Source organism: Streptomyces sp. CC208A, from assembly GCF_030010625.1.
Taxonomy (GTDB): domain Bacteria; phylum Actinomycetota; class Actinomycetes; order Streptomycetales; family Streptomycetaceae; genus Streptomyces.
Genome location: NZ_JASCXN010000041.1, coordinates 21,592 through 39,249, shown reverse-complemented (window position 1 = coordinate 39,249; position 17,658 = coordinate 21,592). Strand labels below are relative to the sequence as shown.

9 protein-coding genes and 1 pseudogene are annotated in these 17,658 nt (G+C 71.0%); 6 read left to right on the top strand and 4 right to left on the bottom strand.

The genetic code is table 11. From position 1 onward, the window contains the following. Positions 1 to 8: 8 nt before the first annotated feature. Positions 9 to 2,291, bottom strand: a complete 2,283-nt coding sequence (yicI, locus tag QK442_RS31560; RefSeq protein ID WP_282697520.1) for an alpha-xylosidase — start codon at positions 2,289 to 2,291, stop codon at positions 9 to 11. A gap of 979 nt (positions 2,292 to 3,270) precedes the next feature. Here yicI and QK442_RS31555 point away from each other — a divergent pair. Next, on the top strand, positions 3,271 to 3,411 hold the full coding sequence (locus QK442_RS31555) for a hypothetical protein (RefSeq protein WP_282697519.1): 141 nt from the start codon (positions 3,271 to 3,273) through the stop codon (positions 3,409 to 3,411). A gap of 525 nt (positions 3,412 to 3,936) precedes the next feature. On the opposite strand, the pseudogene QK442_RS31550 reads toward QK442_RS31555, so the two are convergent. Next, positions 3,937 to 6,639 (bottom strand): annotated as a pseudogene (locus tag QK442_RS31550) (glycoside hydrolase family 3 C-terminal domain-containing protein). A 334-nt stretch (positions 6,640 to 6,973) separates the two neighbouring features. Between QK442_RS31550 and QK442_RS31545 the strand changes: the two are divergent. From QK442_RS31545 to QK442_RS31525, 5 genes are all read left to right on the top strand, one after another. Beyond that, entirely contained in the window at positions 6,974 to 8,650 is a 1,677-nt protein-coding gene (locus tag QK442_RS31545; protein WP_282697518.1) for an extracellular solute-binding protein, read from the top strand. Further along, entirely contained in the window at positions 8,650 to 9,702 is a 1,053-nt protein-coding gene (locus QK442_RS31540) for an ABC transporter permease subunit (RefSeq protein ID WP_282697517.1), read from the top strand. Before QK442_RS31545 ends, QK442_RS31540 begins: the two co-directional genes overlap by 1 nt. Then, positions 9,699 to 10,625, top strand: coding sequence for a carbohydrate ABC transporter permease (locus QK442_RS31535; protein WP_282697516.1), 927 nt, complete (start codon positions 9,699 to 9,701; stop codon positions 10,623 to 10,625). Before QK442_RS31540 ends, QK442_RS31535 begins: the two co-directional genes overlap by 4 nt. Positions 10,626 to 10,723: 98 nt before the next feature. Continuing rightward, positions 10,724 to 12,949, top strand: coding sequence for a 1,4-beta-glucanase (locus QK442_RS31530; RefSeq protein ID WP_282697515.1), 2,226 nt, complete (start codon positions 10,724 to 10,726; stop codon positions 12,947 to 12,949). Further along, positions 12,949 to 14,916, top strand: a complete 1,968-nt coding sequence (locus QK442_RS31525) for a beta-galactosidase (protein WP_282697514.1) — start codon at positions 12,949 to 12,951, stop codon at positions 14,914 to 14,916. The genes QK442_RS31530 and QK442_RS31525 overlap by 1 nt, the downstream gene beginning before the upstream one ends. Positions 14,917 to 15,111: 195 nt before the next feature. Here the strand turns inward: QK442_RS31525 and QK442_RS31520 are convergent, their stop codons facing one another. Together QK442_RS31520 and QK442_RS31515 are read right to left on the bottom strand one after the other, a co-directional pair. Beyond that, the gene (locus tag QK442_RS31520) at positions 15,112 to 16,299 is read right to left on the bottom strand and encodes a sulfotransferase (protein ID WP_282697513.1); all 1,188 of its coding nucleotides are present in this window, start codon (positions 16,297 to 16,299) and stop codon (positions 15,112 to 15,114) included. Between the two features lie 213 nt (positions 16,300 to 16,512). Further along, entirely contained in the window at positions 16,513 to 17,517 is a 1,005-nt protein-coding gene (locus QK442_RS31515) for a LacI family DNA-binding transcriptional regulator (RefSeq protein WP_282697512.1), read from the bottom strand. Positions 17,518 to 17,658: the final 141 nt, after the last annotated feature.

Sequence of the window (17,658 nt, the reverse complement as noted above, 5' to 3'; positions counted from 1 at the left end):
TGTCGGGGTCAGGACGGGTAGGGGACCTCCGTCTCCCGGGTGCCGGCGGGGGCGGTGTGCAGGGCGCCGTCGGGGCCGCCGACGCGCAGCTGCCAGGGATGCGGGCTGTCGGTGGTCACGTGGAGGCGGTCGCCCGTGCGGCGTACGTGAAAGCGGGCGGTCTCGCCGGGGCCGTCCGTGCGCGGGATCACGACGGTGCGCTCCGCCCCGTCCGCGAAGGCGTGGACCCGCAGTTCGACGCCGTCCGCCCAGGCGGAGACGGGGTGCTGGTCGTCCGCGGCGAGCGGGATGACGGAGTCGGGGCGGGCGAGCAGCGGCAGGGTGTGGAAGTCGTGCCGTTCGCGCACCCATCGCGGGCCGGTGACCTGGGCTCCGGTCAGGACGTTGGTCCACGTCCCCTCGGGCACGTAGTGGTCGACCGTGCCGTCGTCGGTGAAGACGGGGGCGACGAGCAGGTCGTCGCCGAGGAGGTACTGCCGGTCGAGTGTGGCGGCGGCCGGGTCGTCGGGGAACTCCAGGACCATGGCCCGCATGACGGGGACGCCGGTGGTGTGGGCCTGTTGGGCGGCGTGCTGCAGGTAGGGGGCGAGGCGGTGCTTGAGGAGGGTGAAGGCGCGGGTGACCTCGACGGCCTCGTCGCCGTAGTCCCACGGCACGCGGTAGGACTTGCTGCCGTGCAGGCGGCTGTGCGAGGAGAGCAGCCCGAACTGCACCCAGCGCTTGAAGACGGTGGGGGTCGGGGTGCCCTCGAAGCCGCCGATGTCGTGGCTCCAGAAACCGAAGCCGGACAGGCCGAGGGAGAGCCCGCCACGCAGGGACTCGGCCATGGCGTTGAAGTGGGACTCGCAGTCGCCTCCCCAGTGCACCGGGTACTGCTGGCCGCCGGCGGTGGCGGAGCGGGCGAAGAGCAGCGCCTCGTCCTCGCCGCGTACCTCGCGCAGCAGCTCGAACACGGCCTGGTTGTACAGGTGGGTGTAGTAGTTGTGCATCCGTTCCGGGTCGGAGCCGTCGTGCCAGACGACGTCGGTGGGGACGCGTTCGCCGAAGTCGGTCTTGAAGCAGTCCACACCCGTGTCGAGGAGGGTGCGGAGCTTGCCGGTGTACCAGGCACGGGCTGCGGGGTTCGTGAAGTCGACCAGGGCCATGCCGGGCTGCCACAGGTCCCACTGCCACACGCTGCCGTCCGGGCGGCGCACCAGGTGGCCCTCGCGCATGCCCTCCTCGAAGAGCGCCGACTTCTGCGCGATGTAGGGGTTGATCCAGGCGGAGATCCGCAACCCCCGCTCCTTGAGGCGGTTCAGCATGCCGGCCGGGTCGGGGAAGGTGGCGGGGTCCCAGTCGAAGTCGCACCACTGGTAGGCGCGCATCCAGAAGCAGTCGAAGTGGAACACGCTGAGCGGGATGCCGCGTTCGGCCATGCCGTCGACGAAGCGGTTGACGGTGGCCTCGTCGTAGTCGGTGGTGAAGGAGGTCGTCAGCCACAGGCCGAGCGCCCAGGCGGGCGGCAGTGCGGGGCGACCGGTGAGGGCCGTGTAGCGCTCCAGGACCTGCTTGGGGGTGGGGCCGTGGATGACGAAGTACTCCAGGGTGTGGTCCTCGACGCTGAACTGGACCTGGCCGACGGACTCGGAGCCGACCTCGTAACTCACCTTGCCGGGGTGGCTGACGAAGACACCGTAGCCGCGGTTCGTCAGGTGGAAGGGGACGTTCTTGTAGGCCTGTTCGCTGCTGGTGCCGCCGTCCGCCTGCCAGATGTCCACGGACTGCCCGTTCTTGACGAACGGGGTGAAGCGCTCCCCGAGGCCGTAGACGAGTTCGCCCACTCCCAGGGAGAGCCGGCCCACCATGTGGTGGCGGCCTTCGGCGTCGGTGACGAAGCCGGTCCCCCGCTCCCCTGCGGAGGTCAGCACCTGCCCCTCGGCGGTGAACTCCAGGCACCACGGACGTGCGGTGTCCACCCGCAGGGCCAGTCCGCCGGAGGCGAGTTCGACGACGTCGCCGTCCCTGCGCACCTTTCCCACATCCGGTTGCGCGCCGGGCAGTGCGAACTCCGGTCCGGGCCGCACCGAGCCGGCGTGGTGGGTGGTACGCACCCCGATCACGCCCTCGGCCGGCGACCAGCACTCGACCGTCAGCAGCGCGCTGTTGAGCGTGTGACCGCGATCGGTCACGTGCTTCACGGACGCGTACAGGGTCATCCGGTGCTCGCCGGCCCGGACGTCCGCGACCTCGGTGGCGTGGCGCGCGGTCACTCCCGGGCGCATCAGCCAGTAGCCGTCGGTGAACTTCATCGGGCAGTTTCCTCCGCCCGCGCGCGGTGCGCGGTGATCAGGCCCCGGTACCAGTGGTAGCTGTCCTTGGGCGTTCGGGTAAGCGTCCATCCCGGCCGCGACGGCATCCGCGACGGCGGTGAGGTGGTCGACCGGGTGGGCGATCCGGTCCGGGTCGTGCACCAGGCCGTCGGGGCCAGGATGTCGTCCTCGTGCGCGGGGTGGCCTCCGGCGAGGAGCGGCTCGGTCCGGACCCCGAGGGGGAGGGCCTCGGCCCGGCGCGGTGCGGCCCGGTCCTCGGAGCGGGGCCAGGCGATCGAGAACCGGTACCCGTCGACACCGAGTCCGCCGCGCAGGGCGGTGTCGCCCGTGGCACCACCGAGCCTGCGACCAGGGACGTGGCTGTGCCGACGCAGGTATGCGACGTGCTCCAGGGGCGGGCCCTCGCAACCAAGGCCCCGGCACCTGGCCGTCGTCGGCCGATGAGTGTGCGGGACCTCGGAGTAACCGTCCTCGTTGTGCCCCCCCGTGCGGATCGCGCGGCGGATTCACCACGGGCGCCCACGCCCGAGGCCGTTGGTGCCGGAGCCGATCGGCGGAGCGATCCGCTCGTCGAGTGCGAGGCGTTGCATCAGGTGGTCGACGCGCGGGTCCCACGGGAGCGCGGAACGGCCACCGGCAGGCGGCGGGCTGGGAAGCAGAACCCACGGGAGGGACACCTCACGAGCTGAGAGACATCGATAGGTGAAGCGCTTCGACGCTGTCATCACCTTAGATGTGGTGTCAATGCCTGGTGAGAAAGAAGGCCCCCCTGTCACGGTCCCTCTTGTTTCGGCAGAAGTTCCTCACTACCTTGCGTCATCAAGTGAAGCGCTTCGATGATCTGTCGAGGGGCTGCTGCCGTGAGTCACCAGAGAGCTGCTGCCGCCGTCCGTGGGCTCCGCGGGCTCCGCGGCGAACGCCCAGGGGCCGCACCGGAGCCGGCTGCCGAGCAGCACCCGTGCTCATCGCTCCCTCGCTGTACGGGGCGGACGACGGGATGCCCGACTGGCTCGGCGCCTACGCGGAGGCGGGCGGCCACCGCGTCCTCGGTCCCGGCGCCGACTACGGCGGCCGTGGGGCGGGCGGCGCCGTGAGGTGACACCAGCGCGACTGGTTCGGGTGGCGGGCGCCCGGTACGACGAGTTCGGCAACCTGCACGCCGACCTGCCGCACCGCACCGGACGGCCCGCTCCAGCTGCCGGGCGGCGCGGGCCACCCATCGGGTGGAGGGCCTGGCCGTCGAGGACACCGGCGTCCCGACCGGCGTCCCGGCCGAGTATCCCCGCTCTTCGGGCGCCGGCCCGCCGTCACCACCCGCCGCCACCGTCACGGCGCGGGCAGCGTCCTCGACAGCCGACGCGTCCATGTCGTCCTCGTCCTCGTTCGGAACCGGAACCGGCAGCCCGCCACCGCCCAGGCCCCCGGTGGACCTGACCGACCCCCTGGACGGCAGCGTGGTACCGGCCGGTACGCCGATGCGGCTCGGTGCCTGGGACGTCCGTGTCCCCGCCGCCGCACCGGGAGCCGCCACGGAGGACCGGTGACGTTCCGCCGCCCCGGCACCGAAGCCTTCCGGTGCCGGACTCCTCCGGGGCGACTCCCCTGCACGGGGGCGATGGGGACCTCAGGCGGCTAAGGCGACGCGCGCGAGTCGCACCGGGCCACGCAGTCCGAGGCGGACGTCGTGCACACCGGCCGCCACGACGACGGGGCGCTCACCGTGGCGTAGTCATAGGGCACGGCCGCAACCGGGGACAGTGTGAGCACCGCCAGTACCGGACCGTCACCCAGCGAGAGTTCGACCGTGCCCTCACCCGCGGCCTCCACCGTGATCCCGGCGGCACCCTCTCCGAAGTCGCAGGCACGGAACACCAGCTCGCCCCTCAGGCCGGTCACAGGGGCGACGGAGTCAGCCGACGTCTTCGCGCGGTCCGCGATCTCCGTGTCGCTCTGGTCGTCGAAGTCCACCGCGTCCAGGCCGCGCACCATGACCGGCCGGGGAAGGGACGGCTCGCCGTCGAGGTTGATGGCCCGGGCCACCCGCTGACGTCCCAGAACGCGAAGGCCGGCCTCGGCACCCGGAAGGTGATCTCCGTGACCTCGCCGGGTGCGAGCGTCGCACACCGGTGCGCGGCCAGTTCCCTGCGGGGGCGTGGCACCGACGGCTCCATGGCCCGGCTGTAGAGCTGGGCGACCTCGTCCGCGACGACAGCACCGGTGTCGGCGACCGTGAAGGACACATGCAGTGTCCCGTCCTCGACGTGAGTCGTGAGGCCTTCGTAGGAGAAGGACGCGTACGACAGGCCGTGGCCGAACGGGAAGAGAGGCGTGCCCTCGAAGTAGAGGTACGTCCGGCGGGGGAGACGTCGCCGGCCAGGATCCGGGCCAGGGCGCTGCCGGCCGCCTGGCCGCCGTGGGCCGTCCACAGCAGCGCCGGCACCTCCGCGTGGTCGACCGCGTGGTCGACCGCGTGCGGGTACGCCGAGACCAGCGCCAGCACCGTGTTCGGGTTGGCCGTGCGGGCCGCCCGCAGGAGGTGCTCCTGGTGGGCGGGGAGAGCGAGGGTCGTACGGTCCTCGGTCCCGCGTCCGTTGATGTGCGGATCGTTGCCCGCGACCACCACCACGTCCGCCTGCGAGGCGACCCGGTTCACCGCTTCCTCGCCGCTCTCGACGACGACCTCGAAGATCTCCCCGTTCCCGTCGGCAACCTTCAGGCCGTCGGCGGCGACAGAGAGGGGGCGACCCGTACCGATGTGCCGAAGGAGGTGGCCGTTCTCGTGCGGTTCCAGTCGGAACGTCTCCTGGACGAACCAGCCTCCGGGCTGGTCGGCGGAGGCTCGGACACGGCCGTCCTCGGCGACGGAGAGATAGCGACCGTCGGGGGCACGCAGGGTCAGCACGCCCTCGCCCCAGTCGACGAGGGAGAGCACGGTGCCGGTCGCCCCGGTGGTGAGCGGGGGGAGGCCCGTCCGGCCCGCGAGCAGGGCCGGGTCGAGGGCGCCTTCGGCGCCGCGCACCTCGTCGTCGGCGTCCGCCTCGGGGACGTGCAGGAAGGTTCCGGCCGAGGTCTTCAGCAGGATCCGGTCCACGCCCTCCGCGCACCGCACGCGCTCCGGGCCGAACCGCTCGGACAGGCCCGCCGGCGGCGTGCAGCGGTGCAGGAGCGTGCCGCTGTACCAGTCGAGCTTGCACTCGTCGGCGAGCAGGCCGACCACCGCGAGCCGGGTGCCGGGCGGGAGCGGCAGCAGACCACCGCTGTTCTTGAGCAGCGCGACCGCCTGCTCGGCCGCCTCCTGCGCGAGGGCCCGGTGGTCCGGGGTGTCGAAGGCCGTGGTGAGCGCGTGCGGGTCGTGCTCGGGGTCGAACTCGCCGAGGCGGAAACGGACCGAGAGCCGGCGGCGGACCGCCGCGTCGACGTCCGACTCGGTCAGCAGCCCCTGCTCCAGGGCGCCGCGGACCCGGGCGATGATCTTCGAGCTGCCGGTGCCGTGGTCGGTGAAGCTGTCGACACCGGCAAGGAGCGCGGCGGCCGTCGCCTCCTCGTGGGTGTCGAAGCAGTGCTCGGAGTCGACCAGGTGGGAGGGCGCGCCCGCGTCCGAGCAGACGAGGAGATCCTCGTCGGTCCAGGGGCGCAGGTGCTCGCGCAGATGGGGCGAGACGTGGTCCGGGCGGCCGTTGGCCAGGTTGTACGCCGGCATCACACCGGCCACGGCGCCCGCCTCGACCGTCTCGCGGAAGGCGCGCGGGTCGTATGCGTGCAGGACGCGCGGGCGGACCGAGGAGGACGTGACGTCGCGGCCCGTCTCGTTGTTGTGGGCCGGCCGGTGCTGGAGGACGGGCGCGGTGCGCCAGTACGTCGGGTGCTCGCCGCGCAGGCCGCGCGTGCAGGCGGTGGCGATGGCCGAGGTGAGCTTCGGGTCCTCCGAGTAGCCCTCCTCGTTGCGGCCCCACAGAGGGTGGCGCAGCAGGTTCACGGTCGGGGACCAGACGTGCAGGCCCACGCGGTCGTCGGGGGCGCGCAACGCGCGGACCTCTTTGGACACCGCCTCGCCGACCTGTCGTACGAGATCCGTGTTCCAGGTCGCACCCAGGCCCACCGCCTGCGGGAGGACGGTGGCCGGCCCCATCCGGGCCACGCCGTGCAGGGCCTCCTGGCCGGTGCGGAACGCGGCGACGCCGAGCCGCTCCACGGCGGGCGCGAACTGGTGCAGGAGTCCGATCTCCTCGTCGAGGGTGAGCCGCGACAGGAGGTCGTCGACGCGCTTCGCGAAAGGCAGCTGCCGATCGCGGAAAGGCAGTGGTGTGTGCGGCGTGTGGGCGGACACGTGGGATCCCCTTGAGGTGGAGCGGCGGGCACGCTTGAAGCGCTTCGATGCCCATCAGACCCCAGGGCAAGTGTCAAGAGACCAGCACCGTCGCATCAACCAGGGCGGGCAGAGGGTGGCCACGAGTCGACTCCCGTCCCTCGGGGGAATCTTGGAAGCAACTCTTGTGCGTCCATGGGTGTTCACTTAACCTCACTGCAACATCGAAGCGCTTCGACTGCGCATCGCGCCGCAGTGGTCGGATGTCCGCTTTCAGCTCAGCCAGTTCCAGTCACGACACCGCAGCCGACAGCCCACCGCCGGGTGTCCAGGTGTGCCACGAAGGGTTGACGCAATGACGCCGAATGCCGCCTCCTCCGGACTGAGCCGGAGAAGCTTCCTCGCCTCCGCGGCGGTCGTCACCGCAGCGGTGGCCGGGGGAATGCCGCTCCTCACCGCCTGCAGTGATGCGGAGAGCGGCGGGTCGCGAGAGGGCGCCACGTCGGGCAAGGACGCGGACAAGCTGCTGCCGACCTATGTCGCCAGTACGGTCGCCCAGCCGGACATTCCGTCGAAGAACGGCTCGTCGGCGGGCTACACCAGCAAGGTCGACCTCGCGACCCTCGCCTCCTCGGTCCCGACCAAGCTCGGCACCGGCGCTCCCCTCGAGATCATGGCCCCGCTCTGGGGCACCCCGCCGAAGCCCGACTGCGCGTACTACACGGCGCTCGACGCCGCGGCGGGCACCAAGATCACCTGGCAGAACCAGAACGGCATGACCTACGGTGAGAAGCTCGGTGCCGTTCTCGCCTCCAGCTCCATACCCGACATGGTGGTCGTGCCGAACTGGGAGCTGGTCGGCAAGATCTCGAGCGCGGTCACCGCGAAGTTCATGGACCTCGGTCCCTACCTGGCGGGCGACAAGGTCAAGAAGTACCCGAACCTGGCCGCGATCCCGACCGACTCCTGGCGCATGAGCATCTTCGGTGGCGCGCTCCGCGGAATTCCGATGCCCGCGGCCGCCGTGCCCGGCATCGTCCCCTTCTACCGCAAGGACGTCTTCGACAAGAAGGGCTACACCGTTCCCAAGTCGGCCGACGAGTTCCTCAGCTGGGCCAAGGAGGCCACCAGCGCCAAGGCCAAGGTGTGGGCCTGTGGCGACATGAGGTGGTCGGCGGCAGGCATCTTCGGTGTCCTCCCCGCCGGGTCGCTCGGCTGGAACATCGGGGACGACGGCAAACTGACGTACCGCATCGAGCACCCCGAGTACCTCGAACACCTGGAGTGGGTCCGCAAGCTGTTCGCCGCGGGCGTCGTCCATCCCGACGACAAGGCGATCACGGGCGACCCGAGCCAGCGGTTCACCTCCGGGCAGATCCTGGTCTACAACAACGACATGTCCTCCTGGTACGGCCAGACCGCCGAACAGGCCCGGTCCAACCCGGAGTTCGAGACCCACGGCATGGACTACTTCGGCGCCGACGGCGGCAGCCCGACGCTGTACGCCGGCCAGCCCGCCGCCATCTGGTCGATGATCCGCAAGGACGCCTCGAAGGAGATCGTCGAGAACGCGCTGGCCGCCGCCAACTTCGCGGCGGCACCCTACGGCACCAAGGAGCGGATGTTCGTCGACTACGGCGTCGAGGGCACCCACTACACCGTCGAGAACGGCGCCCCGGTCAAGAACGACCGGGGTATCCAGGAGGTGAACAACGCCTGGGTGCTGCTGGCGGCCCCGGCTCCCTACACCGCCCACCCCGACCTCCCCGACATCACCCGCATGCAGGTCGAGTGGCAGCAGCGGCAGGGCGCCTTCGTCAAGAAGACGTCCACCTACGGCATGAACATCGTCGAGCCGACCCGATACGCCACCCTCTCCAGCCAGTTCGAGCAGCTGGAGATCGACTTCGTGCGCGGCAACAAGAAGCTCTCCGACATCCAGCAGGCCATCTCCACCTGGAAGTCCTCCGGCGGCGACAAGCTGCGCGACTGGTACAAGGAGCTCCTCGACAAGAACGGCAGCGGCAACTGATGTCCGTCACGGCCGGGAGCAGGCCCGACGGGACGCGTCCCGTCGCGGCCGTCGAAGAGCCGGGGGCCGGGGTCACCGCGGCCACCGTGAAGGAGAGAGTGCCGCGCAGGGCCGGCAAGGCGGGCAAGGTCCCCTTGCGGGTCCGGTGGCGCCGCGACCGCCCGCTCATCCTGATGACCTTGCCCGTCATCGGGCTGCTTCTGCTCTTCAACTACGTCCCGCTGCTCGGCAACGTCGTCGCCTTCCAGGAGTACGACCCGTACGTCTCCAGCAACGGCGTCACGGCGATCTTCCACAGCCCGTGGGTGGGCGTGGAGCAGTTCTCGCGGATGCTCGACGACCCTCTGTTCTGGAGCGCCGCGAAGAACACCATTGTCCTGTTCGTGCTCCAACTGGTGCTGTTCTTCCCCGTCCCCATCGCCCTCGCGCTGGTCATCAACAGCGTGATCCGGCCCCGGGTGCGGGCCGTGGCACAGGCGATCATGTATCTGCCGCACTTCTTCTCGTGGGTCCTCGTGGTCACCGTGTTCCAGCAGGTCCTCGGCGGCGCGGGCATCATCGCGCAGACCCTCGAGAAGCACGGGTGGAGCGGCTTCGACCTGATGACCGACGCGGACCTCTTCAAGTACCTGGTCACCGCGCAGGCCGTGTGGAAGGACGCCGGCTGGGGGATCATCGTCTTCCTCGCGGCGCTGTCCGCCGTCAGCACCGACCTGTACGAGGCCGCCGCCATGGACGGAGCGGGGCGCTGGCGACGCATGTGGCACGTCACGCTGCCCGCGCTGCGCCCGGTGATCGCCCTGCTCCTCGTCCTCAGGGTGGGCGACGCGCTGAGCGTCGGGTTCGAGCAGTTCCTGCTCCAGCGGTACGCGGTCGGCGCGGGGGCCAGCGAGGTCCTCGACACCTACGTGTGGAACATGGGCATCCAGAACGGCGACTTCAGCTACGCGGCCGCGGTCGGCCTGGCCAAGGGACTCATCGGAGTCTGTCTCGTCCTGGGCGCGAACAAGTTCGCGCACCTGCTGGGCGAGCAGGGGGTGTACAAGAAGTGAGCCTCAACACGCAGCTCGTCCGCAGCCTCAAGGCTCCCGCCCGCCCTGTGTGGGAGGAGCCGCCGAGCAAGGCGGGACTCACCGCCAAGGGCGGCTTCCTCGTGCTCTGCTGCCTGGGGGTGCTCGGCCCGCTGTGGATCGTGATCGTCACCAGCCTCTCACCCAAACCCGTGATCGACCGGGCAGGCGGCCTCGTCGTGATCCCCGAGGGCATCACCTTCGTCAACTACACGGAACTGCTCAGCGGTGGCCAGGTCAGCCGGGCGATCATGGTCTCGGTCGGTGTCACGCTCTTCGGCACGCTGTTCTCGATGGCGGTGTCGGTCCTTGCGGCCTACGGCCTGTCGCGGCCGGGGAGTCTGGGCCATCGGTTCTTCCTGATGGCCATCATGGCGACCATGTTCTTCGGGGCCGGCCTCATTCCGACATACCTTCTGGTGCAGTCGCTGGGCCTCACCGACACCTATCTGTCGCTGATCCTGCCGAGTGCCGTCAGTGTCTTCAACATCCTCGTCCTGCGGGCCTTCTTCATGGGGATCTCACCCGAACTCACCGAGTCCGCCCGCATCGACGGGGCCAGTGAGATACGCATCCTGCTGACCATCATCATGCCGCTGTCGCGCGCGGTGCTGGCCGTCATCTCGCTGTTCTACGCCGTCGGGTACTGGAGCGCCTGGTTCAACGCGTCCATCTACCTCAGCGACCAGGAGATGATGCCGCTGCAGAACGTGCTCATCCAGCTGGTCCAGAAGAACACCGAGGCACCGACCGGCCTCCAGCAGGCGGTCCGCACCGGCCAACTCTCCTCCCTGGGACTGCAGATGGCCGTCATGGTCCTCGCGCTGATCCCGGTCGCGGTGGCCTCCCCGTTCGTCCAGCGGCACTTCAAGAAGGGCATGCTCACGGGCGCCGTCAAGGGCTGACGCCCTCTGGTCGCGCCCGCGCGACGGAGCCGCACACCGACACGGCCCCGCGCCCCTGATCCCCGCTCGATCTCCCCCTTTCGTCAGGAAGGTATGTCATGAGCACGTTCCACCTCAGCAGGCGCTCCGTTCTCGCCGGTTCCGCTGCCGCCGCCGCGGTCGTCTCCCTGCCCGCGGTTTCGGGGCAGGCGCGGGCCGTTGCCGCCCCCTCGTCCGTCGCCGAGAGCGGCTACCGGTGGCGCGGCGTCGCCATGGGCGGCACCGGATTCATCAGCGGTGTGCTGTTCCACCCGTCGGTACGAGGGCTCGCCTACGCCAGGACCGACATCGGGGGTGCCTACCGCTGGGACGACCGCACCGACCGCTGGATCCCGCTGACCGACCACCTCGGCTGGGACGACTGGAACCTCCTCGGCGTCGAGGCCATGGCCGTCGACCCGGCCCACCGGAACCGGCTGTACCTGGCCCTGGGCACGTACACGCAGCCCTGGGCCGGCAACGGCGCCGTGCTGCGGTCCGAGGACCGGGGCGCCACCTGGGAGCGCACGGACCTCACCGTGAAGCTCGGGGCCAACGAGGACGGGCGCGGATGCGGTGAACGGCTCCTGGTCGACCCGCGGGACTGCGACACGCTGTGGCTCGGCACCCGGCACGACGGGCTGCTCAAGTCGACCGACCGAGGCGCGACTTGGCAGCCCGCGGACTTCCCGGCCACCCCGAGCGCCACCGGCCAGGGCATCACCCTCCTGGTCGCCGCGGGCCGTACCGTTTACGCCGGCTGGGGCGACTCCGACGGCACCGCCGACCACCCCAACCTGTACCGCACGTCCGACGGAAGGACCTGGGAGCCCGTCCCCGGACAGCCGACCGGCACCGCCGCCAGGGTGCCGATCCGGGCCGCCTACGATCGCCTCACCCGCGAGCTGTACGTGACGTACGCCAACGCCCCCGGCCCCAACGGCCAGTCCGACGGCAGCGTGCACAAGCTGTCGACGACGAACGGGAAGTGGACCGAGGTCACGCCCGTGAAGCCCGGCGGGGTGACGGGCGACGGCGGCACCGACGCCTTCGGCTACGGCGGCGTCGCCGTCGACGCCCGCCGGCCCGGGACGCTGGTCGTGTCCACCAACAACCGCTGGTCCGAGATCGACACCGTCTTCCGTTCCACCGACGGCGGCCGCACCTGGACGTCCCTGAAGGACGAGGCCGTCCTCGACGTCTCCGAGACCCCCTACCTCAAGTGGGGCGAGGACAAGCCCAAGTTCGGCTGGTGGATCCAGGCCCTCGGCCTCGATCCGTTCGACTCCCGGCACGTCGTCTACGGCACCGGCGCGACCCTGTACGGCACGCGCGACCTCAGGCACTGGGCACCGCAGATCCGCGGCCTGGAGGAGACCGCCGTCCTCCACCTGATCTCGCCGCCGGTCGGAGAGGCGCATCTGATCAGCGGCAACGGCGACATCGGCGTGATGTACCACGAGTCGCTCACGGCATCCCCCTCGCGCGGCATGGCGTCGAACCCCGTGTTCGGTTCGACGACGGGGCTCGCCCAGGCCGCGGCCCGACCCTCGTACGTCGTGCGCACCGGCTGGAGCGGGAGCGCCAACGGCGCCTGGTCGAACGACGGCGGACAGAGCTGGTCGCCCTTCGCGTCACAGCCGGCCGCCGCCAAGGACGCGCCCGGCCCGATCGTCACCAACGCCGACGGCAGTGTGCTCCTGTGGTCCCTCGGGTCCTCGAACGGCACCGTCAACCCGGCGTACCGCTCGACGGACAACGGCGCCACCTGGTCCGAGGCCACCTCCGTCCCGAAGGGTGCCGTCCTGGTCGCGGACCCCGCGGACCCGACGCGCTTCTACGCCTACGACACGACCGCCGGCGCGGTCCACGCCAGCACCGACAGCGGCCTGACCTTCACCGTCACGGCCACCGGCCTGCCCTCGGGCGACGCGCAGTTCCAGCTGACCGCGGCACCGGGACGCTCCGGTGACCTGTGGCTCAGCGCGAAGGAGGCCGGGCTGTACCGCTCCACCGACGGCGGCGCCACCTTCACCAGGGTCGGCAGCTGCCGGTCCTCGCACACCCTGGGCTTCGGCAAGGCCGCCCCGGGCGCCACCTACCCGGCGATCTACATGGTCGGCGCGACCGACGGTTTCAACGCCGTCCACCGCTCCGACGACGAGGCGAGGAGCTGGGTGCGGATCAACGACGACCAGCACCAGTGGGGCTGGATCGGCCGGGTCGTCACCGGCGATCCGCGCGTGTACGGCCGGGTCTACCTCGGCACCAACGGGCGCGGCGTGCAGTACGGGGAGCCCGTCTGATGCCCGGCCTGAGCGATGCGACCCGCGGCCGCCTCCTCTTCGGCGGCGACTACAACCCGGAGCAGTGGCCCGAGGAGACCTGGCACGAGGACGTACGGCTGATGAAAGCGGCCGGGGTCAACTCGGTCACCCTCGGCGTCTTCTCCTGGTCGACGCTGGAACCGGAGCCGGGCGCCCGGGAGTTCGGCCGGCTCGACACGGTGATGGACCTGATGCACGACAACGGCATCGGCGTCGTCCTCGCCACCCCGACCGCCTCGCCCCCGCCCTGGATGGGCCGACTCCACCCGGACACCCTGCCCGTCACCGAGGACGGCCGCACCGAATGGTGGGGCGGCCGGCAGCACTTCTCGCCCTCCAGCGCCACCTATCGGCGCTACGCCGCCGCCATCACCGAGGACCTCGCCGCCCGCTACGCCGGCCACCCGGCGCTGACGATGTGGCACATCAACAACGAGTACTGCACCTTCGACTACGGCGACGAGGCCGCGGCGGCCTTCCGCCGCTGGCTGCGCGAGAGGTACGGCACCCTGACCGCCCTCAACGAGGCCTGGGGCACCGCCTTCTGGAGCCAGGGTTACGACACCTGGGACGGCATCCTGCCGCCCCGCCTGCCCCACTACCTGCGCAACCCCACCCAGGTCCTCGACTTCAGGCGCTTCACCTCCGACATGCTCCTGGAGTGCTACGCCGCCGAGCGGGACATCGTCCGCCGCCACACCCCGGACATCCCGGTCACCACCAACTTCATGCCGCTGTGGACGGGCCAGGACGCCTGGCGCTGGGCCGAGGAGGAGGACGTGGTCTCCGTCGACATCTACCCGGATCCGCGCGACCCGCTGGGCGCCCAGAGCGGCGCCCTCGTCCAGGACATGACCCGCTCCCAGGCGCGCGGGCCGTGGATGCTCATGGAGCAGGCCGCCGGGCCCGTCAACTGGCGGGGAGTGAACCACCCCAAGCCCCGGGGCCTCAACCGGCTCTGGTCCCTGCAGGCCGTGGCCCGGGGTGCCGACGCCGTCTGCTACTTCCAGTGGCGGCAGTCCCGGCAGGGCGCGGAGAAGTTCCACTCCGGCATGGTCAGCCACGCCGGGGAGGAGGGCCGGACGTACCAGGAGGTCAAGCGGCTCGGCGCGGAGCTGGAGCGGATCGCCGCCGGGACGGCCGGCCGGACCATCACCGCGGACATCGCGATCCTGCACGACTGGGACTCCTGGTGGGCCGGTGCCCAGGACGGCCGCCTGTCAGGGCAGGTGGACTACCCGGACGTCCTGCGCGCCTGGCACCGAGCCCTCTGGCAGGCGCACCTCACCACCGACTTCGCCCACCCCGAGCACGACCTGACGCCGTACTCCGTGGTCGTCGTGCCGCAGCTCTACGCTCTCACCGACGCGGCGATCGACCGGCTCCTCGCCCATGTCCGCAGGGGCGGCACCCTCGTCTGCGGCTTCCAGACCGGCGTCGCCGACGAGGACGACCGGGTCCGCGCCGGCGGCATGGATCCCCGGCTGCGCGAGCTGTTCGGCATCCGCACCCTGCACGAGTGGTGGCCGCTGGACGCGGGGGAGACCGTCACCTGCGAGGGCTTCACGGCGTCCCTGTGGTCGGAGGAGCTGGAGGCCGACGGTTCCGCCGACGAGACCGTGCCGTACAAGGGCGGCGAACTCGACGGACTGCCCGCCGTCCTGCGCAAGGGCCGGGCCTGGTACGTCTCCACGCTCCCCGAACCGGAGGCGCTGCGCGACCTGCTGGCCCGGATCGCCTCCGCCGCGGGCGTCCGGCCGGTGCTCGACGGCCTCCCCGAGCAGGTCGAGGCCGTCCGCCGGGGCGAGGCGCTGTTCGTGCTCAACCACGGCCGCGAACCGGTGACCGTCGAGGTGCCCGGCACCCACCACGATCTCCTCACGGGCACGTCCGTCACCGACCGGGTCACCCTCGGCCGCTACGGCGTGGCGGTGCTCCGGCCGTGACCGCTGTCGACGGGCCCGTCCACGGCACCTGGAAGCCACCCCGGCCGCCCGTCGGGAGGACGGCTTCCTGAGCGGCGCCGGCCGTCACGGCGCCCTTGTGCTCGGTGATCCGAACGCAGGGCGGGTCGTTCCCACACCCCGGCCGTCAACGGCGGCCGACCCGACATCAGGGCCGGGGTCGGTCCCGCGCTCTCCTCAGGCGGGGTCGACCTCGGCCCGCAGTGTGTTGTAGTCCGCGAATGCCGACTCGACGTCGGAGCGGCTCAGGCCGTAGCGGCTCAGGTCGTAGGTGTGCTTGCGGGCGCCCTTGGGGCGGGCGACGGCCGCGGGGAGCCGGGCCGCGTCCGCCTCCGTCCAAGGGGCACCGACGGCCGCGTAGAGCTTGGGGGCACCGGTGGCGGGGTCGGACCCGAGCCAGGAGTACGGGGCGTCCACCAACTGCTCCGACGGGATGCCGGACCGGGCCGCGAGGCCACGTGTCATGGCACGGCTCAGCAGGCCGAGCCAGGTGGCGCCGATGCCCTCCAGGTCGAGCGGACGGGTGCTGATGGCCATGCCGTGCTCGACCAGAGAGCAGAAGGACGCCACGACGGTGACCGGATCGCGGTGGCACCACACGATCGTGGCGTCGGGGAAGACCGTGTGCAGTGCGGCCAGGTTCTCCAGGTGCATGGGGGACTTCAGCATCCAGCGCCGCCGTGGGCGGCCGTACTGCAGGACCTGGTAGACCTGCTTGAGATACCGGTAGTCGGGGACGAAGTCCCGCTCGCAGTGCCAGTCCTGGTACTCGGGGATACGGGCCTGGGAGAACGGCATCAGGGCGTGCGGGAGGGCGAACGTGCATTCCTCGGGCCCCTCGGCGGCCATCGCGTGGATGCCGCGGAAGCGCGGCGCGAAGAGGTCGGCGCCCTGGACCAGCCGGCGCCCGGCGGTGATCGCCTTCCGTCGTTGCCGGGGTGGCAGGTCCAGGTCGGGCGTGAGCAGTTCCCAGAGCAGGGGACAGCGGTGCTCGTCCGAGATCGACAGCACGGAGTGCGTGACGGTGGTGGCCGTGCGCGGCAGTCCCACGACGAACACCGGCTTCTCGATCGGCTCCCGCTCGATCTCCGGATGCTCGGCGATCAGCCGCCGGACGCGGGCCCGGTTGGTGAGATGCCGGCGCACATGCGTCCGCGCCGACTGCCAGCCGACCGGGGTGAGCCGGTCGGCCTTCGCCCACCAGGCAAGCAGCGACCGGAAGTCGTCGACGAACTGGCGGTCACCGGGTGCCTCCCCGGCGGCCGCGGCGATGCTGTCGAAGACCCGGCCGGGGTCGCGTCGGGAGCCGAAGGCCGGGCGCATCAGGAGATCGGCGAGGACGAGGGCGAGCGGAGGTGAGGACACCCGGCCAATCTATCCTGTTGAACTCGCGTGTGGTGAACGGGAGTTGACCGGACATGCGGAAGGGGGACGGAAGGCCTCCACCGTCCGGCCCCCTCCGATACTGATGCTCCGCTCCAGGCGGCCGTCTCCGTCCCGCAGGAACAGCGGGAGAGGTCCAGCGAGGTGCCGGCCGTCACCGTCGCACCGCCCCCGTACGTCTCACCGGTCCATGGGTCAGGGCGCCGATCCGGTACTCGCCCGTACCGTCAACTCGGGTGCGATCAGCAAGACCTCATCGGTGCAGCGACCGTCGATCTTGGCGACCAGACGCTCCACCGCCTGCCGGCCCATCTCCTGCGCGGGGATGGAGACCGACGTCAGCCGCACCGAGGCCTGGACGGCCACCTGTTCCGGGCAGATCGCGACCACCGACACGTCCTCAGGGACGGCGCGGCCCTGCCGGCGCAGCAGGGCGAGCAGGGGCTCGACCGCCTGCTCGTTCTGCACGACGAACCCGGAGGTGCCCGGGCGCTCGTCGAGGATGCGGGTGAGGACGGCGGCTATCGCGTCGTAGCCGCCGCCGCACGGCCGGTGCAACACCCTGATGCCCAGCTCCCGTGCCCGGGAACGGAGTCCGGCGAGGGTGCGCTCGGCGAAGCCGGTGTGGCGTTCGTAGACCGCGGGGGCCTCGCCGATGACGGCGATGTCGCGATGGCCGAGCATCGCCAGATGCTCGACGCACAACGCACCGGTCGCCCTGAAGTCGAGGTCGACGCAGGTCAGTCCTGAGGTGTCGGCGGGCAGCCCGATCAGCACGGACGGCTGGTCGGTGCCGCGCAGCAACGGCAACCGCTCGTCCTCGAGTTCGACGTCCATGAGGATCATCGCGTCGGCGAGCCCGCTGCCGGTGACGCGGCGGACGGCTTCGGGGCCCTCCTCGCCGGTCAGCAGCAGTACGTCGTACCCGTGCGTCCGGGCCGTCGTGGCGACCGCGATGGCGATCTCCATCATCACCGGCACGTACATGTCGGTGCGCAGGGGAACCATCAGCGCGATGATGTTCGACCTGCTGCTGGCCAGGGCCCGCGCGCCCGCGTTGGGGTGGTATCCCAGCTCGCGGATGCTCTGCTCGACCTGCAGCCGGGTGGCCGCGGAGATGGGACGCTTGCCGCTGAGGACATAGCTCACCGTACTCGCCGACACTCCGGCGTGCCGGGCGACCTCGGCGAGGGTTACCATCCAGCTCTCCCAGCCTCATGAAGCGCTTCGATCATGCGAGCGAATTATTCCCGCGTCACATGTATGCCGACCCTAGCCCCGGCCTGGTGTGTTGTCCATACCTTTCGTTGAAGCGCTTCGATGAGGTCCTGGTACGGAGTC